The organism is Longimicrobium sp. (assembly GCF_035474595.1).
Taxonomy (GTDB): Bacteria; Gemmatimonadota; Gemmatimonadetes; order Longimicrobiales; family Longimicrobiaceae; genus Longimicrobium.
In genome coordinates, this window is the sequence record NZ_DATIND010000065.1 from 66,636 (window position 1) to 87,572 (window position 20,937).

Below are 20,937 nucleotides of genomic sequence, written 5' to 3' on the forward strand. Positions count from 1 at the left end.
TCCCCTGATGACGTCATCCTGAGGCCGGCCACACCGAATTCCGAACATTCACAAGCATTTGCAGGCCGAAGGATCTATAGCCAGTCCAGCACGTCAGCCTTCATTCCACGCCGATCCGCGAAATCCGCCTCCCAACCCTTGTCATCGAAGCCCCACGGACGTCATCCTGACGCCCAAAACAGACCGACTCTTACGTGGCGAGGGGTTCGGAGCGATGGATTCCCCGTGTCGCCCGAAGCCTCCGCCGCTCACCGCATCCGGGCACGCCGATGGCATCCGACGACCGCTACTACGTCTACGTGATGTCGAACGTCAGCCGCACGCTGTACATCGGGATGACCAACGACCTGGTCCGCCGCGTCTGGGAGCACAAGCAGAAAACGGTTCCCGGCTTCACGGCCACGTACAACGTGACTCAGCTCGTCTACTTCGAGGAGGCCGCGCATCCGCAGGTCGCGATCGCGCGTGAGAAGGAGCTGAAGGGGTGGCGGCGGTCACGGAAGAGATCGCGCTGGTTTCGGCCGCGAACCCGACGTGGCGCGACCTGTCGGAGGACGAGGGGTTCTTCACGCCCTTCCGGTGATCGCGCGGACGTCGAGGGAATTCGGCGCGCGGGGGCGGCGGACGTGCGGGACCGGCTATAGATCCTTCGGCCTGCAAGCGATGTAGCGGGGATGGGTTGCGGTGTGGCCGGCCTCAGGATGACGTCCTGGGGATGGTTGCCGCGAGGATATGTATCGTATTCCCTTGCCACCCCCCCGGCGCGGGGCTTGAGGTACCCGACCGGCCGGGTTCGTGCGGTGTACAACGTTCGTCACGACGCGGGAATCCGATCGATCCAAGGGAAGCATGGCGGAAGCGGAAGCCTCGCGGCTCTTTGCCGGCGAGGGCGAGATGCGCGCGCTGTACCGCGAGAAGGACTGGGCGGCCACCCCGCTGGGCCCCGTCGCGGCGTGGCCCGCGGCGCTGCGCGTGGCGGTGGCCAACACGCTGGCCTCGTCGTTCGCGGGGATCGTGCTGTGGGGGCCGGAGCTGATCCAGCTGTACAACGACGAGTACATCCGCTTCATGGGCGTGAAGCACCCGTGGGGGCTGGGCATTCCCAACCAGGCGTGCTGGCCCGAGGTGTGGGAGTTCAACGAGCCCCTGTTCCGGCGCGTGCTGGCCGGCGAGACCATCAACCTGCGGGACCAGCTCTACCGCCTGCAGCGGCGCGGGCAGGACGCGCCGCCGGACGACGTCTTCATCACCCTGTGCTTCAGCCCCGCGTACGACGAGGCCGGGGCGGTGGGCGGGGTGAGCGTGACGCTGATCGACACCACCGACCAGGTGGCCGGCCGACGCTCGCAGGCCGCGCTGGCCGAGAGCGAGGCGCGCGTGCGCACCGTGCTGGAGCAGGCGCCCGTGGCCGTGGCGGTGATGGAGGGCCCGGAGCACGTCTACACCCTGGTCAGCCCGCGCTACGCCGAGACCCCGGGCGGCGGGCGCCCGCTGCTGGGGCTGTCGGTGCGCCAGGCGTTCCCGGAGATCGACGAGCAGGGGCTTCCCGCCGTCATCGACCGCGTGTACGAGACGGGCGAGCCTTTCTTCGCCGGCGAGCGGCGGGTGTGGCTGGACCGCGACGGCGACGGGCTGGTGGAGGAGTACTTCTTCGACCTGGGCTACCAGCCGCTGCGCGACCCCGACGGCGCGGTGTACGCGGTGGCCAGCGTGGCGGTGGAGGTCACCGCGCAGGTGCGGGCGCGGCTGGAGGTGGAAGAGCACCGCCGGGCCGCCGAGCGGGCGCGCGAGCACCTGACGCGCACCTTCGAGCAGGCGCCGGTGCCCATCGCCGTGCTGGAGGGGCCCGAGCACGTGTTCACCCTGGCCAACCCGCCGTACCGCGCGCTGGTGGGCGGGCGCGAGCTGGACGGCCGCACCGTGCCCGAGGCGTTCCCGGAGCTGGCCACCGAGGGGATCTACGAGCTGCTGCAGCGCGTGTACACGAGCGGCGAGGCGTTCGTGGCCGAGGAGCTGAAGGTGCCGCTGCAGCGCCGCCCCGACGCCGAGCCCGAGGACCGCGTGCTGAACTTCGTGTACCAGCCGCTGCGCGACGCCGAGGGGCAGGTGTACGCCATCTCCGCCGTGGCCATCGACGTGACCGACCAGGTGCGGGGGCGGGAGATGGCGGAAGCCGCCAACCGCGCCAAGGCCGAGTTCCTGGCCAGCATGAGCCACGAGCTGCGCACCCCGCTGAACGCCATCGCCGGGTACGCCGACCTGCTGCTGATGGGGGTGCGCGGCGAGCTTCCCGAGGCCGCCCGCGCCGACGTGGACCGGATGCGCCGCAGTGGCCAGCACCTGCTCTCGCTGATCAACGACATCCTGAACTTCGCGCGGATCGAGGCGGGGCAGCTGAGCTACCACCTGGAGAAGGTGCCGGTGGCCGGGCTGCTGGCCGACCTGGACGCGCTGGTGATGCCGCAGGTAACGCAGCGCGGGCTGACCTACCAGTCGTCGCGCGGCGAGGGCGGGCTGGCGGTGCGCGCCGACGCGGAGAAGACGCGGCAGATCCTGCTGAACCTGGTGACCAACGCCATCAAGTTCACCGAGCCGGGGGGCACCATCCGCGTGTCGTACCACCGCGCCGACGGCGGGGTGCGGATCCGGGTGAGCGACACGGGGCGGGGGATCGCGCCCGAGCAGCAGCAGCGCATCTTCGACCCGTTCGTGCAGGTGGACCGCCACCTCACCTCCGAGAGCCAGCAGGGCGTGGGCCTGGGCCTGGCCATCAGCCGCGACCTGGCGCGCGGGATGGGCGGCGACCTGGGCGTCCGCAGCACGCCGGGCGAGGGGAGCACCTTCACCCTCTGGCTCCCGTCGTTCGACGCCGAGGCGAGACCCGGCGGCAGGGACCGGGCGGAGCAGGCGGCCGGCGCCGGCGCGTAATCGGGCTTCATCTCGGATTCCACGCGGAGAAGCGGAGCAGCAGAGAAAACTCCTCTGCTGCTCCGCTTTTCCGCGTGAACCCTGCTCCTCACTATCTCCGCGGACGGGGCGGGGGCGGCGCGCCGTGATCACCGTCCGCTGGCGGGGAACCGCCGGGAGCCCCGCGCATCCGGCCTCCACCCGGCCCGCAGGGGCCGCCGGGACCGGGGTGCATCGCCATCATCTCCCAGGCGCGGGCCTGCTGGTCAGCGGTGAGCACGGCCAGGGCGTCGCGCAGGTCGGCGCGGACCTGCTCGCGCATCTGCTCGTGCTGCTGGCGCATGCGCGCGGCGTCGGCGTCGCCCGGACGCTGGCCGGGGCGCTGGGCTTCGCGGCGGTCGGCGGCGCGCCGGGCGAGGGCGGCGAGGCGGATCACCTGCGCGTCGCTCAGCTTCAGCTCGCCGGTATGGCCGAGCAGGAAGCCGGCGGCGGGGGGCGGGGGCATGGGCGGCGGAGGACCGCCGGGCATCGGCCCGTCACCGGGGCCGCCCGGCGGGGGCGGGTTCTGCGCGGCGAGCGGCGCCGCGGCCAGCGCGACAGCCGCCACGGCCAGGAATGCGGTTCGTCTCATCTCCATCATCTCCGCTCGAGTCGTGAGGGGCGTCGCAGGCCGTCTCGCCGCCTGCATCCATCCTGACAGCGGGAGCCCGGAATCCATTCCATCACGACTTCGGGAGATGCGTAAAGATACCAGAATGTCGCATTCGCATACCCTTCCTTTTCCAGATTATAAATGCATCTACCCTGCTCCCACGAATGACGGTGGAGGGGAGCGGAGACAAGTGTTCACAGTCGTCCCCATCCGTTTGCAGAATGTTTGTTGATCTGACTCGGACGACTTCAAAACCGATCCTTTCACAGCTGAACATCTCAAGCAGCGATCACAACAGGACTTGTTATCTCCAATGTGATGGGCAATTATGCTCGCGGCCGGAGGACAATCCTCGGGCCGATACGGGTAGGCGCAGCCGGTCTCCGGGGGCAGGGTCGCCACCGTCCAGCGATCCTTAACCGTCACTGTGAATCGGCCACGCTTCCCACCACCCGTTCAGGAGGAAGAAGGATGAAGCGCTGGATCTTCGCGGCGGTCGCCGCACTGTCCGTGGCGGCCTGCGCCGACGGCGGACTGGTCGACACTCGCACGCCCATCGGGCCGCGCGACTACATCGTGTGGTTGCCGACCGATTCCATCTACGAGACACTGACCCCGGCCGACGTGTTCGACACCAACGGCACCGGCGCCTGGGAGGTGGGCACCCTCTTCACCACCGACGACACGGTGCTGGTGACGGGCTTCCGCTTCTACAAGGGGGCGGGCGAGACGGGATCGCACACGGCCAACCTGTGGACTTCGACCGGGACAAAGCTGGTGTCGAAGCCGTTCACCAGCGAGACGGCGTCCGGCTGGCAGAAGGTGTCGCTGGCGACCACGTACCAGATCCCGCCGGGCACCTACATGGTGTCGTTCAATACCAACGTCAAGCAGGGGAAGACCGGCGGCTACTTCGCGTTCAACGGCCCGATCTACCGCACGCACCTGACCGCCATCGGCGGCGGCTACGTCCAGGGCGCGGGACTCTTCCCGTCGAGCGGCAGCACCAGCGCCTTCTTCGCCGACCTGACGTACCGGGCCAAGCTCTGCAATACCATCAACGAACAACCCTGCCCGTGACCCGCGCCGTGCCGCCGCATCCCCCCGCGGCGTAGGCCCGCAAGGCCGCACGGCGGGCGCATCCTCCCCGGATGCGCCCGCCGTCTCCATCTCCCCATCCCCATCTCCATCTCCATCTTCCCTGTCCCCTGTCCCCTGCGGTCTCCGCCTTGCAACGCGGCGCCGCCGAACCGGGACGCGGAGGAGCGGACGTGATCGAGGACCTGTGGTTCAAGAACGCCGTCATCTACAGCCTGTCGCTGGAGACGTTCATGGACGGCAACGGCGACGGCTGCGGAGACTTCGAGGGGTTGATGCGGCGGCTGGACTACCTGGAGTCGCTGGGGATCGACGCCATCTGGCTGGGGCCGTTCCAGCCTTCGCCCAACCGCGACAACGGCTACGACATCTCCGACTTCTACGGCGTGGACCCGCGCTACGGCTCCAGCGGCGACTTCGTGGAGTTCATGAAGCGCGCGGAGAGCCGCGGCATCCGCGTGCTCATCGACCTGGTCGTGAACCACACCTCCGACCGGCACCCCTGGTTCCAGGAGGGGCGCGACCCCCAATCGCCGCGCCACGCCTGGTACGTGTGGGCGAAGCGGAAGCCGAAGGACTGGAACAAGGGGATGGTGTTCCCCGGCGTGCAGACCTCCACCTGGACGGAAGACCCGGAGTCGGGCGAGTGGTATTACCACCGCTTCTACGAGTTCCAGCCGGACCTGAACGTGGACAACCCCGACGTGCGCACCGAGGTGCGGCGGATCATGGGGTACTGGCTGCAGCTGGGGGTGAGCGGCTTCCGGGTGGACGCGGTGCCGTTCATCATCGAGGGTGCGCCCGACGGAAAGGGCGGGAAGCCGCCCATGCACTTCGAGTATCTGCAGCAGCTGCGCTCGTTCCTGCAGTGGCGCACCGCGGGCGCCATCATGCTGGGCGAGGCCAACGTGATGCCCAACGAGAACCGCCGGTACTTCGGCAAGTCGGGCGACGGCATCCACATGATGTTCAACTTCTTCGTGAACCAGCACCTGTTCTACGCGCTGGCCAGCGGCGACGCCGGCCCGCTTTCCGAGGCGCTGAAGGCCACGCGCGAGCTGCCGCCCAGCGCGCAGTGGGCGCAGTTCCTCCGCAACCACGACGAGCTGGACCTGGGGCGCCTGACGGAGGAGCAGCGCGCCGTGGTGCTGGAGCGCTTCGGGCCCGACCCCGAGATGCAGCTGTAGGGGCGCGGCATCCGGCGGCGGCTGGCGTCGATGCTGGGCGAGCGCAGCCACATCGAGCTGGCGTACTCGCTGATGTTCTCGCTTCCCGGCACGCCGGTGTTGAGATATGGCGACGAGATCGGGATGGGCGAGGACCTGCGGCAGAAGGAGCGCGACGCCGTGCGCACGCCCATGCAGTGGTCGGGCGAGCGCAACGCCGGCTTCTCGGCCGCGGAGAAGACGGTGAAGCCGGTGATCGACCAGGGCCCGTACAGCTGCGACCACGTGAACGTGGAGGCGCAGCGCCGCGACCCCGAGTCGCTGCTGAACTGGACCGTGCGGATGATCCGGCTGCGCAAGGAGTGCCCGGAGATCGGGTGGGGAGACTGGACGCTGCTGCCGACCGGCGCCGCGGACGTGCTGGCGATGTGCTACGAGTGGCGCGGCAACTCGGTGGTGATCCTGCACAACTTCGCCGACCGACCGCGCGAGGCGCGCTTCCGGGTGAAGGCCGAGGGGGGCGGCCACCTGGCCAACCTGCTGCAGCAGGAGGAGAAGCACGCCGACGAGCGCGGCTTCCACCACGTGGCGCTGGAGGCGCACGGCTACCGCTGGTTCCGCGTGGGCGGGCTGGGCTACGCGCTGAACACGCGGCGAGACAGCGGGGCGGGGGTGGCGTGGTAGGCTAGGGGACAGGGGAACAGGGGACAGGGGATAGGGGATAGAGGGCTGGATGCCGGGTCGGAAGGCTGGGGAAGGCGAATGAATTCGCGGCAACAACGGCCCGAAGTCCGCCTTCGCGGACTCGCGCCCGGCCATCCCCGCTGCATCCCGGCATCGCGGCCGCTGGCGCGATGTCGGGTTGGCCGGGGGGATGGCGGGGAGCAGCTCATCGCAACTCAAATTCTCCGTGCGACGGATGCATTTTCAACTTCGAACGATGACACGCCGTATCCTCATCTCCATCGCCGTGGTGGTTTGCGCGCTGGCGATCGGTCCCGCGGCCGCGCGCGCGCAGGGCGGGCCGCCGCTGATGACCGACGATCCGGGAACGCCGGAGCCGGGAACGTGGGAGGTGAACGTGGCCGTGACGGGCGACTTCACTCCCGGCACCGGCGCGTACGAGCTGCCGGTGCTGGACGTGAACTACGGCGCGGGGTCACGCGTGCAGCTGACCGCGGCGGTTCCGGTGGCGTTCCAGCACTCCTCGGGCGAGGGCACGCATGGCCGCCTGGGCGAGATCGAGACCGGGGCCAAGTGGCGCTTCGTCGATGCGGGCGCCGCGCTTCCGGTGGACGTCTCCACCTTTCCCAAGCTCGTCTTCCACCCCGGCGTCGGCGGCCCGGCGGAGGACACGGAGCTGCTGCTGCCGCTGGAAGCCGCGCGCGAGATGGGGCCGTTCGCCGTGAACGTCGACGCCGGCCGCGTCTTCCAGCGCCACGCGGGCCAGCGGTGGTTCTACGGCGCCGCCTTCCAGTACGCGCCCGCCGAGCGGATGCAGTGGCTGGCCGAGGTGCACGTGGAGACGGGGACGGAGGACGGGACGGTGCGCTTCCTGAACGCCGGCTTCCGCCGCGACCTGGACGCGCACCGCATCCTGATGTTCAGCATCGGCCGCAGCGTGTTCCGCGGCGGCGCGGCGGGGGAAACGGTGGCGTACCTGGGCGTGCAGTTCCACGGCTGAGCACCGGCGCCCAGTGGACGCCGAGGCCGAGGGAAGGCGATGAATTCGCGGCAACAGCGGTGACCGGGGATGGGCGAATCAGCCGTGGACGATCAGAGCGGTGCGGCTCAATTCCACGAAGTCGGCGACCTCGAAAGCGGCTACGATGGCAGGGAGATTGGAACGGAGAAGCTGCTCGAGATCGGTGTTGTGAATGTTGCCGGTTGATATGAGAAGAAGCTTTTCGGGCTGGTGCCGCAGGACGAACGAATCAACGAAGTCGGAATCCTTGGTCACAACCGTCCGCCGGTCGAGGGCGCAGAGTTCGAGAATCGCCAGATCGGTCGTACGGTTTCCCTCGGGCAGATCGAGCGTGTGGACCGAGCGTGACCTGCGGCGCGTAGCCACGACGCGAGCCGCCGCGGAAGCTGTGCGTCGATCAGGAACTTCACGCGGCGAGAGGCTCGATGCGCTTCACGTTCGTCACATGCGCGGCAAAATCGAGCGCTGCGAAGATATCCTCACGTTCGAGATCCTCGTAGTCCAGCAGGATCTCATCCGTCGTCATTCCCCCGCTCAACAGCTCCAGGATCATCTGCACGGGGTAGCGCAGGCCGCGAATGGTGGGCTTTCCGTGGCAGATCGCCGGATCGATCGTGATGCGTTCGAGCAGGGAAGACATTGCGTACTCTCCAGGTCGATGGCCCGGGTAGAATCTAATTTCTAAATGCCGGAATGGACAGTCGCATGTCGCCAGTATACACCCGTCATTCGCTCCTGCACCTCGTAGCGGGCGAAGAAGCACGCGAACGCCGCCGCGTCACCAGGGCGCGGCGGCGTCTCGGATCCCGCCTGATCTCCCGCGCTACTCCGCGCCGCCGGGGCGGAGCTGCTCCACCGTTTCGGCCACGCGCCGGCCCGCGGATTCGATGGCGTCGGCGGTGCGGCCGTGCACCGCCTGGGCGGCCTGCTGCGCGGTGCCCACGAGGGTCCCCGGCCCGGCGCCCAGGTGCTCGACCACCTCCTCGACCCAGGCGTAGTGCCGCTCCTCGTCCGCCGCCGCGCCGCGCAGGACGACGGAGACGGCGGTGTCGTGCGGGCGGTCGGCGTGGCGGCGGTACTTGTCGCGCACCTGCCCCTCGTTGGTCTTGAAGGCCAGCAGGGTCGCCCGGTCGTCGCCCAGCGTGCCGAGCGCCTGCACCGCCGCCTTGAACACGCCGGTGGGAATGTGCGGCAGCTGCAGCGGCACGCCGCCGCGGTCGCGGATCAGCTGCGCCAGCCGCTCGATGTGGCGCTGGTGGTCGGCCCGGAAGCCGGCCAGCGTCTCGCGGTACTCGGCGCTGGAGATGCGGCCGATGGCGAGCGAGTACGCCTGCACCGCGTCGTGGTCCAGGGCCAGCAGGTCGTTCAGCTCGGCCACCAGCTCCGCGCCCGTGGGAAAGGTCTCGTCCGCCATCGGTCCGCTCCCGCGTTGCAGGGTGATGCCGGAGGCGGCCGCCGGGCCGCCCCCGCCGCTTCCGCGCTGTTACAGCCCCGCGCGGATCTGCTGGGCCATCTGCAGATGCATGGCCACCGCGGCGCGCTGCGCGGTCAGCGTCTGCGTCATCACGTGCCCGATGCCGCCCTGCGCCAGCATGCGGTCCAGGCTGCTCAGCGCGTACTGGTGCGCGGCCACCTGCCGGTCCATGTACGCCCGGTCGAACTGCGCGCCGCTCAGCGCCCGCAGCGCCGCCAGGTCCGCCATGGCCGACTCCGCCACCGGCCGGCTGTACGGGTTCTGCATCAGCAGGCCGTTCAGCTCGTCCATCCCCATCGGCGACAGCACCATCGACGGGGTGAAGGCGCCGGTCATGTCCATCGACCCGCTCCCCGCGCCCACCTCGCCCATCCCCGTTCCCGTGGTTCCGGTGCCGCCGCTGTGCGCGCTGTTCGAGACCACGCCCTGCCCGTTCGTCTCCACCGCCGGGCCGCCGTAGCCCAGGTTCCCCGCGGCGATGTGCGCGCTGGTGCGCAGCCCCAGCCCCATGCGCTGCATCTGCTCGTCGCGCATGGCCAGCGCGTTGGAGTGCTCGGTGATCATCCGGCTGGCGAAGTCGCGCACGGCGCCGCTGCTGGCCCGGCTCTGCGCCAGCTGCGCCTGCTGGATCTCGCCCGCGTCCACCGCCGATACGAACGAGTGCGCCGCCACGTCGCCCTGCCCGTGCGGCCCCAGCGTGCTCATCCCCAACGTGCCCGTGGAGCACGCCGCCGCCAGCGGCAGCAGCCCCGCCAGCGCCCATCCGCCCATCCGTGTGGCCATCTTCGACCTCCCGGTTCCGGTCTCCGCTCCGCCCGCCCCGTGCGGGCGAAAAGTGGGGCCGGAAACCGATGCAAAGGTTGGTCACACGCGTGGAGCACAGATGTCGAAAGTCAGTAAACTGCTGTAGAACAACAAGATAGAATCACACGGAGGGAACGGAGGAAACGGAGGAGGAGCGGAGTGCGATGAGTTCTCCGCTCCCTCCGTTCCCTCCGTGTGAGACGTTCTTTTCAGGATGGCGGGACGAAGGGATGGACCGGGAGCCCGGCGACGCCGGTGCGGACGCGGAAGAGGTCGCCGGATTCGATCGCGTCCTCGATCTCCTCCTCCATCATCCCCACCGACGCGGTGGTGATGTAGAGATCGCGCAGCCCCGCGCCGCCGAACGCGCAGCTCGTCGCGCGGGGGACGGGGAGGGAGATGCGGTCGGTCTCGCGCCCGCGTTCGTCGTAGCGCACCACCGCGCCGCCCGCGAAGCGCGCCGACCACACGCCTCCTTCCGCGTCCACCGCCAGCCCGTCGGGAAAGCCGTCCTCGCCGCGGAGATCGACGAAGGTGCGGCGGTTGGAGATGCGTCCCGCCTCCGCGTCGAAGTCGTACGCGTGGATGGTCTGCGCGGGCGAGTCGGTGAGGTAGAAGGTGCCGCCGTCCGGACTCCACCCCAGGCCGTTGGAGATGGTGAGCCCCGTCTCCATCCGCCGCAGTCCGCCATCGCGGTCGAAGCGCCAGAGCGACGCGCCGCCCTCGCTGGGCGAGAAGGAGCCGAACCAGAAGCGTCCGCGCGCGTCGCACGCCCCGTCGTTCAGCCGGTTCTCCGGCGGCTCGGGGACGTCCGCCAGCGGCTCCAGCCCGCCGGTGCGCGGGTCCAGCAGCGCCAGCCGGCTCCTCAGCGCCACCAGCAGCCGCCCGTCCGCCGCCGGCCAGACGCAGCCGCAGAGGCCGCCGACCTCCCACATCTCATCGTGCCCCGTCGCCGGGTCGAAGCGGTGCACGCTCTGGTCGAAGACATCCACCCAGAGCAGCGCCGCCGTCGCCGCGTCCCACACCGGCCCCTCGCCCAGGCGCGCCCGCGAGCGGAGGATACGCTCCGGCTTTGCGATCCCCATCCCCCCGCTCATGACCGGGCTCGGCGCGGATGCGGGGGACGGAGAACGGAAGGGCGATCACCTGGCCGCATCTCCCTCTTCCTTCTCTTCGGTCCCTTTCTCCTTCTCCTCGCCCTTCTCGTCCTTGCGGCCGCTGAGGTGGATCTGGCGGTCGCTGTCGTCCAGGAAGCTCTCCTCCTTCACCAGGTTCCCATCGCGCACCATGGCCAGCCCGTGGGAGAGGACGTGCACGATCTCCAGGCTCCCCTCCTCCAGCAGCAGCACGTCGCCCATGCGGCCCTTCTCCAGCGCGCCCTTTCCGCCGTAGCCCTCCAGCTTCAGGATGGCGGCGGTGTTGCGCGTCGCCAGCCGGAACACCTTCTCCTTCGGCAGCCCGCAGTCGCGGATGCACGAGCGGATCTGCTCCCACACGCCGCGCGGGCTGGTGACCGACGCGTCGGACGAGATGGTGAGCCTGTCCTCGGGCGCGCCGGCCTCCAGGTAGCGGCGCACCCACTTCGCCATGTCGCCCTCGACCACGTCGATGTCGATCGGCATCCCCTTCTTCGCCAGCTCCACCGCCTCGTCGAAGAGGCGGGTGGTGCGCTCCACGTGCGTGGGGTAGAACCACTCCGGCTTCACGTTGAAGCCGTCCAGCACCTCGCGCAGGGGGCGCAGCCGCGAGTCGCCCTCGCCCACGTGCAGGTGCAGGAGGCCGGCCTTGCGCGAGAGCATTCCGCCCACGTGGCAGTCGGTGGCCACGCGGGCCAGGTCGCGCGCCGACGGGTCCATCCCCCGCTCGTCGGAGATGGCGATCTCGCCCGCGCCCAGCACCTCCTCGATGAACATGATGTCGTCGCGGACCGACGCCATGATGGAGGTGGGGGGGATGGAGTACCCGCCCGACCACACGAAGGCGTTCAGCCCGTCTTCCTTCAGCGCCTTGGCCTTGGCCAGCAGCCCGGCCATGGTCTTCATCGTGGTGTCCACCCCCAGCACGCCGACCACGGTGGTGATGCCGAAGCGCACCAGCTCGCCGATGAAGAACTCGGGCGTCTGCGTGCTGAAGCCGCTCTCGCCGCTCCCGCCCAGCAGGTGCACGTGCGGGTCGATAAGCCCGGGAACGACCAGGCACCCCTTGGCGTCGATCACCTCGCAGTCCACGCCCACGCTCTCCACCGCCTTGCGGTCGATCTCGCCGACCTTGGCGATCTTCCCGTCCGTCAGCAGGATGTCGCGCCGGCCCAGCGGCTCCGGCGCGTACACGTCCCCGTTCGTGATGAGTGTCAGCATTTCTCCGCCGAACCGATCTGGATGTGAGGAGTTGGGCCTCGCGGCGGCGGGGGAAGGCAGGGAACGGGCCGCGAAGGTGGCAAGATGGGAATGGAGATGTGGCGTTGGCGTGAGGATAGTCGGCGGAGCCGGGAGGATGCATCCAGCCCGCCTGGCTGGCCCCCTCCCCCGGCCCCGCCCCCGGCCCCTCCCCCCGCTCCGCGGGGGAGGGGAGAACTCATTGCGGGGAAGCTTCCGGAGCGCGCGGCGATGCTGCCTCGGGCCCCGCATCACACGTCAGCCGACGACTGCTCCACCGCCTGTGCGCCAAAACGAATTCCCCCTCCTGTTATCGGGAGGGGGCGAGCGCTCTCAGGCGCGGGGGGAGGGCTCCGCGGCGGGCACCGAGCCCGCATCGCACCAATGCAGCGCGGTGCGTCGGTTGATGCGGGGTTCGCGGGGTTCGTCAGCGCGTGGATCGCCGCAACGTCAGGGCGATGCCGCGGCCGCCGGGCGCGGGCGTGATCCGGATCGCCGTCGTGGGCGGGGATGCGTCGCGCCAGCGGGGGCCGGTCACCAGCGCGCCGGCCGCGCCGCCCAGCAGCATCCCGCCGCCGGCGCCGATGAAGGTGGTCAGCGCGGTCGTCCCGTCCGGGCAGTCGTCGTGGCAGGTGATCCCGCCGATCGCCCCGATCACGGCGCCTACGCCGATCCCGATCAACATCCCGCGCGTCGCGTACCGCCGGCGCCCGTCCGGCACCTCCACGCGCGTCACGCGGCCGCGCGGGATCGCCACCAGCGAGTCGCCCGTGCGGATCATCACCGAATCCGCCGTCGCCTGCACCAGCGTCCCCGCCACGCGCCCGGGGTGCCATCCCGCCGCGGTCACGCGAACGGGCCCGCCCTCCGGCATCTCCACCCGCTGCGCGTGAACGGTGCGGGGAAGCGTCGCCGCGGCGGTGATGAAGAGGAAGACGCGGAGGATGGATCGCATGGTGGCCTCTCGCTGGCAGGATCGCGGACTCGGACCGACGGATGCAATGATGCCCCCGATCCGATCGATGCACCAGATCAACGCACTTCCGCACTTCCGCACTTCCGCACTTCCGCACTTCCGCACTTCCCTATTAGGCCCGCCCCTCCACCACCTCGTCGGCCACGCGGTCGAGCATGGCGGCCAGGTCGGCGTGGTGCTCGGGGTCCCATCCCGCCACCAGGCTGGACATCCACTCGCGCCCGGCGGTGCGCAGGCGCGCGAGCGTTTCCGTGCCCGTGGGGGTGAGTGACCCGTGCGTGCCGTCGCCGTCCACCAGCCCGCGGTCGCGCAGCTCGTCCATCCCCTGGCGCAGCCGCGTGGGGTCGATCTTGAACTCGCCGCCCACGCGCCACGGATCGGTGTCGAGGTGCTGGCCTACGCGCGCCAGCATCCAGCACGCGGCCGGGCTCAGGCCCACGCCCGCGAGCGCGGAGATCTTCTCGATCATCCGCACCTTGGCGTCGCGGTGCATCAGGTGCCAGAGCGAGCGCGAGAACGGCGGCCAGCTCTCCCCGTCCTCCGGCATCGCCATGGTCTCGCCCACGCCGGCGCCGCCCGCCGCGACCGAGTCGCGCAGCGGCCGCTCCTCCAGCAGCCACGACAGCAGGAACGCCGCGGCGCCCACGATGGCCGCAAACAGGAAGACGAAGTCCAGCGAGCGGGTGAAGGCGTCCAGGAAAACGCCTCGCGTCGCCGCCGGCAGCCGCTGGATCGCTGCCGGATCCATCCCCCCGCCGCCGCCGGTCACCGCGCCCGCGGCCCCGGGCATCACCCGCGCGAGCGTCGCCGTCAGGCGCGAGGCGAACACCGCGCCCAGCACCGCCGTCCCCAGCGAGCCGCCGATGGAGCGGAAGAGCGTCGCCCCGCTGGTCGCCACGCCCAGGTCCTCGTAGTCCACCGAGTTCTGCACGGCCAGCACCAGCACCTGCATCACCATTCCCAGCCCCATCCCCACCACCAGCATGTACAGCGAGGCGGTGGCCAGGCCGGTGTCGGCGCGCATCCGCGAGAGGAGGAAGAGGCCCGCGCTCATCACCGCCGTTCCCACGATCGGGAACACGCGGTAGCGCCCCCAGCGGGAGATGAGCTGGCCGCTGACGATCGACGTCACCAGCATCCCCCCCATCACCGGCAGCAGCTGCAGCCCGGAGCCCGTGGGGCTGGCGCCCTTCACCGTCTGCAGGAAGAGGGGGAGGAAGGTGATGGAGCCGAACATGGCGAACCCCACCACCACACCCACCGCGCTGCTCACCGTGAAGATGCGGTTGCGGAAGAGGCGCAGCGGGAGGACGGGCTCGGCCGCGCGCCGCTCGATCCAGACGAAGAGCGCCAGGAAGACGACGCTCGCCACGCCCATCCCCACGATCTGCGGCGAGCCCCACGGGAAGGTGGCCCCGCCCAGGTCGGTGAGGAGGATGATTCCGCTGAGCGCCGCCGCCAGCGTCGCCGCGCCCAGGTAGTCGATGCGGTGCCGCTTCCGCTCGGGGTTGGCGGGAAGCGTCGCCGCCAGGACGACCATCGCGACGATGCCGAGCGGGAGGTTGATGTAGAAGATCCAGCGCCAGGTGAGGTTCGTGGTGAAGAACCCGCCGATCAGCGGCCCGGCCACGCTGCTCAGCCCGAACACCGCGCCGAAGATCCCCTGGTAGCGGCCGCGCTCGCGCGGGGGGATCACGTCGCCCACGGCGGCCATCGAGCTCACCATCAGCCCGCCGCCGCCCAGGCCCTGCAGCGCGCGGAAGGCGATCAGCGCCTCCAGCGAGCGCGCCATTCCGCACAGCACCGAGCCGAGCAGGAAGATGACGACGGCCGACTGGAGGACGCGCTTGCGCCCGTACAGGTCGCCCAGCTTGCCATAGAGCGGGGTGACGATGGTCTGCGCCAGCAGGTACGCCGTCACCACCCACGCCAGGTGGCCCACGCCGCCCATCTCGCCCACGATGGTCGGCAGCGCCGTGGCCACGATGGTGCTGTCCAGCGAGGCGAGCAGCATCACCAGCAGCAGCCCGCTGAACACCACCCACACGCTCCGCTCTTCCCCCTCGGCCCTCACCGCCTGCTCCGCCATCATCCGCTCCCCGAATTTCCGTGTGCGACGCTCGAACCGGAATTCACCTAGCAAACCCGGTTCCCGCAGAGGAGAACAGCAACAGAAAGCCTCACGCGGAGACGCGGAGACACGGAGAACTCACCGCCGCGATGAGTTCTCCGCGCCCCGCGTCTCCGCGTGAGATCAGGTCAGCCGGGCGTGCGGCAGAGGAAGAAGTTGAGCGCGCTGAGCGTCATCACCACCTCGCCGCGCTGGTTCAGCACCTCCACGTCGGAGCGCACCAGGCCGCGGTCCGGCTTGCTGCGCGAGCGCCGCGCCTCGGCCACGGTCACGCGCAGCGACAGCTCGTCGCCCGGGCGCACGGGCCGCAGCCAGCGCAGGTTGTCCACGCCGGGGGAGACGAGGGTGGCGACCTTCGACAGGTAGTGGTCGGAGTACAGCCGCATCATCAGCCCCGCCGTGTGCCACCCGCTGGCGATCAGCCCGCCGTACTCCGTCCGCTCCGCGGCTTCCGGATCGGTGTGGAACACCTGCGGATCGAACCTCCGCCCGAACGCCAGCACCTCCTCCTCGTCCACGCGAATCGAGCCGAACTCGTGCACCGAGCCCGGCTCGTAGTCTTCGAAGTACAATTCACCTGTTCCTGTCCAGACTTGGCGAACCGCAGACGTCAAGCCCCAAAGATTTTGTTGTTTATTGTACTCACAAGGTTTTTCCCTGCTCGTGAGTCGCTCGGTGTTTTGGAGATGGAGAATACGTACCTGTCGTCACCATGGTACACGGCTTTCACATGCTTTCCCGAGTCGGTAACAACAAAGCCAAGCTCTTCTAGCGCCCGCCGTTCCGTCGTACCGAACTTCCCTCCTTTTGCGAAGATGTCCTTGATTTGAGATGCGATCTGCTCAGCACCTTCCCCTGCTGGGTTAGCAGCGATGAGGTCTTCAATGATGTGCATCCATCGTGAATCGGTACGTATTGTACTTCGACTCGCTTTAAGCGCAGCAGCGATGCACTCAGTGATCTCTCCGGGATAAAACTCCTGTTCGTCGCCCAGCGCCAGCACCCCTTCAGATCTCGTCTTAGCAAATCCCTGCAGCCGCATATTCTCGCCCATGAGACGCCGAATTTCGGCCTCGGATTCATCAAGTTGCTGCCTGACCGCGGACAACTCAGCATCGATCTCTTGAGCGTACTCCTCCCACCCGGCACTGCCCTGCGTCCGGAGCTGTTGTAGTCGTGCGCGAGATATAACTTCCCGAAGGTATGATGAGGTGCTCTCAACCCGCGGCCGAATATGGGTAAGCGCAACGCGAACGGCCTCTCTAATGGCGTTCTCTAGTTCTGTCGCTGAAGCAAAACGAATCGGTAGAAATCGTGCTTGCGCCCCAAGGCCCGCAGGCCAATAGATGCTAACCGCTCCGTTGTAGGCGTTAATTCCGTGAACATTGCGGTTAAGTGCGAAGGAGAACTGTCGTGATGGCTCAACTACAACGTGTGCCATTCCCGCTAAGTCGCGCGACAGCCGGTTCACATCCAGGGAGTACTGGCGTCCCCAATCTGTGCTGACGTACACAACAGGTAACCGATTTCTGGCAGTTCCCGTCATGTAACCCGCTGCGACATCAACTTCGTCCTCGCGCAGTCGAACGGGGTCAGCATCTATTGGCAGAATTCCATCATAGCCCCCGCCAAGTCTCTGCAGGAGCACCTTAATCAAATACGGTTTTTTAGGAGTGGGGAGCCTACTGCCAGGCGTTAATAAATTACAGTGAAGCCGCACGGATACCCAGACTACTCCGTCCTTCTCGTGTGCAACGGTGTCGGTCACCCACTCCTTGTTGCCTTTCTCAATCCATGACTGCCGAAGCCCTGCCCAAGACTGCTCGTCTAGGGTCACCCTCATTACAGTTACTTCCTGAGCGTCCTTCTTGTATCGCGTGATTTCTCCTAGCGGCTCGGCACCGAAATCCTCATGCGTCCATTTCGAATGAGGGCTTCCGACCAACCACTCCTTCGCCGCGTCCAGGAGATCATCTGCGTGTGTGCCTGAAGCAGCTGGAAACTCTGTCGCCCAAACGAGCATGCAGTCACCCGGATGTTTGGTTGAAGGTTTTGGCTGAGAGCTGGCGGTCTTTTACCTAATCCTCCGCCCGCCCCAGCGCCGCCGGCGGCACACTCCGCCCCACCAGCCCCGCCAGTGCAATGATCGTGAGCACGTAGGGGATCATCGAGACGAACTGGCTGGGGATGGCCTGCAGGCCCTGGAGCTGGATCTGCAGCGTCTCGGCGGCGGCGAAGAAGAGGCAGGCGATGCCCGCGCGGATGGGGTCCCAGCGCCCGAAGATCACCGCGGCCAGGGCCACGTACCCGCGCCCCGCCGTCATCTGGTCGGTGAACTGGTGCTGGTCCAGCGCCAGGTACGCCCCGCCCAGCGCCGCCAGCACGCCGGAGAGCATCACCGCAAGATACCGCACCCGCGGCACCGGCACGCCCACCGACTCGGCCGCCAGCGGGTGCTCGCCCACGGCGCGCACGCGCAGGCCGAACGGGGTGCGGTACATCACCCACCCCATCACCGGCACCAGGATGATCCCCAGCCACACCAGCGGGTTGGAGATCAGGGCGATGATTCCCGACCCCCCGTTCTCGCCGCCGAAGCCGGGAACGCGCGGGGAGTTGCTGGAGCTGTCGAACGCCAGGTGCAGGAAGAAGCGCGTCAGGCCCACCACCAGCAGGTTGATGGCGATCCCCACCACGATCTGGTCCGCCTTGTAGCGGATCGACGCCACCGCGTGCAGCAGCCCCATCACCAGCCCGCCGGCGACGCCGCAGAGGAGGCCCACCCACGCGCTGCCGCTGTAGTACGAGCCCAGCGTGGCGCAGAACGCGCCGCTGAGCATGAATCCCTCCAGCGTCAGCGACACCACCCCCGCGCGCTCGGCCACCACGCCGCCCGACGCCGCGAACAGGTAGGGGATGGCGATGCGGATCGCCTGCAGGATGAAGGTGATCACGATCATCGGTCAGCCCCTCCGCGGCTGGAGGCGGAGAAGGCGCCGCACCTCGGGCACGGCCACCGCGACGGCCAGGATCACCACGCCCTGCAGCACTTCCACCATCTGCTTGGGCACCACGGCGTTGATCGCCAGCCCGCCCTGGCTGAGCGTGGCGAAGAAGAGCGCCGCCAGGATCACGCCGACGGGGTCGTTGCGCCCCACCAGCGCCACCGCGATCCCCAGGAACCCGGCGCCGCCCGCGAAGCCGTCCTCGTAGTAGTGCTTGTAGCCCAGCACGAAGTTCACCCCGCCCAGCCCCGCCAGCGCGCCCGAGACCGCCATCGCCCGCAGCCACACGCCGCCCACGCGCACGCCCGCGTACTCGGCCGCGTCCGGCTGCAGCCCCACCGCGCGCAGCTCGTAGCCGCGCCGCGTGCGGAACAGGTACCACCACACCGCGCCGGCGGCGGCGAGCGACAGCAGGATGGTCCAGTTGGCCGCCGACCCGGTGAACGCCCCGCCCAGCCGCGGAACGGCGCCGGCGTGGATATCGGGCGTGTGCAGCGTTTCCGGCACGTGCAGGTGCGCGGCGATGATCCAGTTCAGCAGCGCCAGGGTGATGAAGTTCAGCATGATGGTGACGATCACCTCGTGCGCGCCGAAGCGTGCCTTCAGCGCCCCTGGCACCGCGCCCACGGCTCCTCCGCCCACCGCCGCGGCGACGATGCAGAGCGGCACCGCCAGCACCCCCGGCGTCCCCGCGGGAAGCATCAGCCCCAGCGCCGCCGCCAGGAATCCCCCCGCCGCCAGCTGCCCCTCCGCGCCGATGTTGAAGAGCCCGGCCCGGAGCGCCAGGGCGACGGCCAGCCCGGTGAACGCCAGCGTGGTCGTCTTGTACAGCACCTGCCCGAAGCCGTAGGCGTTCCCCCACGTCCCCTCCAGCAGGAGCTTGTAGACGGCGCCGGGCGACTGGCCGAAGGAAAGGATCAGCAGGTCGCCGATCACCAGCGCCAGCACGATGGCCACGATGGGCGGAAGGAGCGCCTCCTCCAGCCGCCCGCGCCAGGCGGACGACGCGGTGCCGCCCTTCGTCTCCGGCGCGGCGGGCGGGGTCTGCTGCACGGCTGTGCTCACGCGGCCTCCCGCTGCGCGCCGGTCATGTAGGGTCCCAGCACTTCCTCGCTCGCCTCCGACCGCGGCATCACCGTCACGAACCGGCCGCCGTACATCACCGCCACGCGGTCGGCCAGCGCCAGCACCTCGTTCAGCTCCGCCGAGACGAGCAGGATCGCCTTCCCCGCGTCCCGCGCCTGGCGCAGGCGGTCGTGGATCAGCTCCACCGCGCCCACGTCCACGCCGCGTGTGGGCTGCGCGGCGAGCAGGACGCGGAAGTCGCGCATCATCTCCCGCGCGACAACCACCTTCTGCTGGTTGCCGCCGCTGAGCGCGCGTGCCGGGAGCGCCGGGTCGGGCGGGCGCACGTCGTACGCGCGCACCTGCTCGTCGGCGTTGCGGGCGATGCGCTCGCGGTCGAGCGCGAGGCCCTTCTGGAAGCGGTGCTGCTGTCCCAAAACGAGGTTGTCGGCGATGGAGTAGTCCAGCAGCAGCCCGCGCCGGTGCCGGTCCTCGGGGATGTGGCTGAGCCCCGCGTCCCCCCGCTCGCGGACGCCGGTCCCCGTCACGTCCGCGCCCGCGAGGCGGATCGATCCCGAGGCGGCGGGGGCCAGGCCGGCGATGGCCTCGATCAGCTCCGTCTGCCCGTTCCCCTCCACCCCCGCGATCCCCAGGATCTCGCCGGGGCGGATGTCGAACGACACGCCGTCCACCGCGCGCGGGCGGCCGGGCGCGGCCACGACCAGGTCGCGCACCTCCAGCGCGGGCGCGGCGCCGGTCTCGGTCCGCCCGGGGCGGTAGACGTCGGCCTCCGCGGCCAGCGCGACCTCGCGCCCCACCATCGCCCGCGCGATGTCGTTCGGCGTCGTCGCGGAAGTGCGGATGCGGTCCACCGTGGCCCCTGCGCGCATCACCGTGATGTTGTCGGAGATGTCCATCACCTCGTCCAGCCGGTGGGTGATGAGGACCACCGTGGCGCCGTTGTTCCGCAGGCCGCGGAGCACGCCCCACAGCTCCTGCACCTCGGGGGGCGAGAGCACGGCGGTCGGCTCGTCCAGCACCAGCACCCTGGCGCCGCGCAGCAGCGCCTTCAGGATCTCCACCCGCTGCGCCTCGCCCACCGACAGCTCGCTCACGCGGCGGCGCGGGTCCACCATCAGCCCGGTACGCCGCGTCAATTCCTCCACGTCGCGGAAGGCCTTGTCGCGGTCCAGCACCAGCCGCCGCCGCGGCTCCGTTCCAAGGACGACGTTCTCGGCGACCGACAGGGTGGGGACGAGCATGAAGTGCTGGTGCACCATCCCCACGCCGGCGTCGATGGCCTGCGCGGTGGTCCACCCCGTCACGTCGCGGCCGAAGACCTCCACGGTGCCCGCGTCGGGGGTGAACATCCCGCTCAGGATGCGCATGAGGGTGCTCTTGCCGGCGCCGTTCTCGCCCACCAGGGCGTGGATCTCGCCGGCGCCGACGTCCAGGCTGGCCCCGCGGTTGGCGCGCACGGGGCCGAAGCTCTTCTCGATCCCGGCCATGCGCACCACGGGGGCGGCGGAGGGTTGCTCGGGCAATTGCGTGCGGGGTAGCGGGATGGGGGAGATGATGA

General features: G+C 69.4%; 17 protein-coding genes and 2 pseudogenes. 5 read left to right on the forward strand and 14 right to left on the reverse strand.

All coding sequences use genetic code 11. The features are described 5' to 3' along the window. Positions 1–335: 335 nt before the first annotated feature. Together VLK66_RS28605 and VLK66_RS11590 are read left to right on the forward strand one after the other, a co-directional pair. Positions 336–443 (forward strand): annotated as a pseudogene (locus VLK66_RS28605) (GIY-YIG nuclease family protein); the annotation flags it as partial. Between the two features lie 406 nt (positions 444–849). Continuing rightward, positions 850–2,928, forward strand: a complete 2,079-nt coding sequence (locus VLK66_RS11590; RefSeq protein WP_325309577.1) for a PAS domain-containing sensor histidine kinase — start codon at positions 850–852, stop codon at positions 2,926–2,928. A 91-nt stretch (positions 2,929–3,019) separates the two neighbouring features. Here the strand turns inward: VLK66_RS11590 and VLK66_RS11595 are convergent, their stop codons facing one another. Then, complete coding sequence (locus VLK66_RS11595) at positions 3,020–3,538, reverse strand: hypothetical protein (protein ID WP_325309578.1); 519 nt, start codon at positions 3,536–3,538, stop codon at positions 3,020–3,022. A 492-nt stretch (positions 3,539–4,030) separates the two neighbouring features. Between VLK66_RS11595 and VLK66_RS11600 the strand changes: the two genes are divergently transcribed. From VLK66_RS11600 to VLK66_RS11615, 3 genes and pseudogenes are all read left to right on the forward strand, one after another. Beyond that, complete coding sequence (locus tag VLK66_RS11600) at positions 4,031–4,639, forward strand: DUF4082 domain-containing protein (RefSeq protein ID WP_325309579.1); 609 nt, start codon at positions 4,031–4,033, stop codon at positions 4,637–4,639. 191 nt (positions 4,640–4,830) lie between these two features. Continuing rightward, positions 4,831–6,507: pseudogene (locus tag VLK66_RS28610) on the forward strand (alpha-amylase family protein). 256 nt (positions 6,508–6,763) lie between these two features. Further along, positions 6,764–7,507 (forward strand): hypothetical protein, encoded by a 744-nt coding sequence (locus VLK66_RS11615; protein ID WP_325309582.1) that lies wholly within the window; start codon positions 6,764–6,766, stop codon positions 7,505–7,507. Between the two features lie 78 nt (positions 7,508–7,585). Here VLK66_RS11615 and VLK66_RS11620 read toward each other — a convergent pair whose 3' ends face one another. From VLK66_RS11620 to VLK66_RS11680, 13 genes are all read right to left on the reverse strand, one after another. After that, a complete protein-coding gene (locus VLK66_RS11620) occupies positions 7,586–7,894 on the reverse strand; it encodes a DUF5615 family PIN-like protein (RefSeq protein WP_325309583.1) in 309 nt (102 codons plus the stop codon). A gap of 40 nt (positions 7,895–7,934) precedes the next feature. Continuing rightward, positions 7,935–8,168 carry a DUF433 domain-containing protein gene (locus VLK66_RS11625; protein ID WP_325309584.1) on the reverse strand — a complete coding sequence of 78 codons (234 nt, stop codon included), beginning with the start codon at positions 8,166–8,168 and terminating at the stop codon, positions 7,935–7,937. Positions 8,169–8,351: 183 nt separating this feature from the next. Further along, positions 8,352–8,942, reverse strand: coding sequence for a ferritin-like domain-containing protein (locus VLK66_RS11630; protein WP_325309585.1), 591 nt, complete (start codon positions 8,940–8,942; stop codon positions 8,352–8,354). Between the two features lie 69 nt (positions 8,943–9,011). Continuing rightward, the gene (locus tag VLK66_RS11635; RefSeq protein WP_325309586.1) at positions 9,012–9,785 is read right to left on the reverse strand and encodes a DUF4142 domain-containing protein; all 774 of its coding nucleotides are present in this window, start codon (positions 9,783–9,785) and stop codon (positions 9,012–9,014) included. A gap of 230 nt (positions 9,786–10,015) precedes the next feature. Continuing rightward, a complete protein-coding gene (locus VLK66_RS11640) occupies positions 10,016–10,903 on the reverse strand; it encodes an SMP-30/gluconolactonase/LRE family protein (RefSeq protein ID WP_325309587.1) in 888 nt (295 codons plus the stop codon). Between the two features lie 45 nt (positions 10,904–10,948). After that, positions 10,949–12,163 carry a hypothetical protein gene (locus tag VLK66_RS11645; RefSeq protein WP_325309588.1) on the reverse strand — a complete coding sequence of 405 codons (1,215 nt, stop codon included), beginning with the start codon at positions 12,161–12,163 and terminating at the stop codon, positions 10,949–10,951. Between the two features lie 445 nt (positions 12,164–12,608). Beyond that, positions 12,609–13,136: a hypothetical protein gene (locus tag VLK66_RS11650; RefSeq protein ID WP_325309589.1), complete on the reverse strand. Its 528-nt coding sequence runs from the start codon at positions 13,134–13,136 to the stop codon at positions 12,609–12,611. Between the two features lie 133 nt (positions 13,137–13,269). Continuing rightward, a complete protein-coding gene (locus VLK66_RS11655; protein WP_325309590.1) occupies positions 13,270–15,246 on the reverse strand; it encodes an MDR family MFS transporter in 1,977 nt (658 codons plus the stop codon). 170 nt (positions 15,247–15,416) lie between these two features. Next, positions 15,417–15,860 carry a MaoC family dehydratase gene (locus VLK66_RS11660; protein WP_325309591.1) on the reverse strand — a complete coding sequence of 148 codons (444 nt, stop codon included), beginning with the start codon at positions 15,858–15,860 and terminating at the stop codon, positions 15,417–15,419. A 38-nt stretch (positions 15,861–15,898) separates the two neighbouring features. After that, positions 15,899–17,311 carry a hypothetical protein gene (locus tag VLK66_RS11665; RefSeq protein ID WP_325309592.1) on the reverse strand — a complete coding sequence of 471 codons (1,413 nt, stop codon included), beginning with the start codon at positions 17,309–17,311 and terminating at the stop codon, positions 15,899–15,901. 55 nt (positions 17,312–17,366) lie between these two features. Continuing rightward, the gene (locus VLK66_RS11670; protein ID WP_325309593.1) at positions 17,367–18,248 is read right to left on the reverse strand and encodes an ABC transporter permease; all 882 of its coding nucleotides are present in this window, start codon (positions 18,246–18,248) and stop codon (positions 17,367–17,369) included. Between the two features lie 3 nt (positions 18,249–18,251). After that, entirely contained in the window at positions 18,252–19,358 is a 1,107-nt protein-coding gene (locus VLK66_RS11675) for an ABC transporter permease (protein ID WP_325309594.1), read from the reverse strand. Next, on the reverse strand, positions 19,355–20,902 hold the full coding sequence (locus VLK66_RS11680) for an ABC transporter ATP-binding protein (protein WP_325309595.1): 1,548 nt from the start codon (positions 20,900–20,902) through the stop codon (positions 19,355–19,357). The genes VLK66_RS11675 and VLK66_RS11680 overlap by 4 nt, the downstream gene beginning before the upstream one ends. Positions 20,903–20,937: the final 35 nt, after the last annotated feature.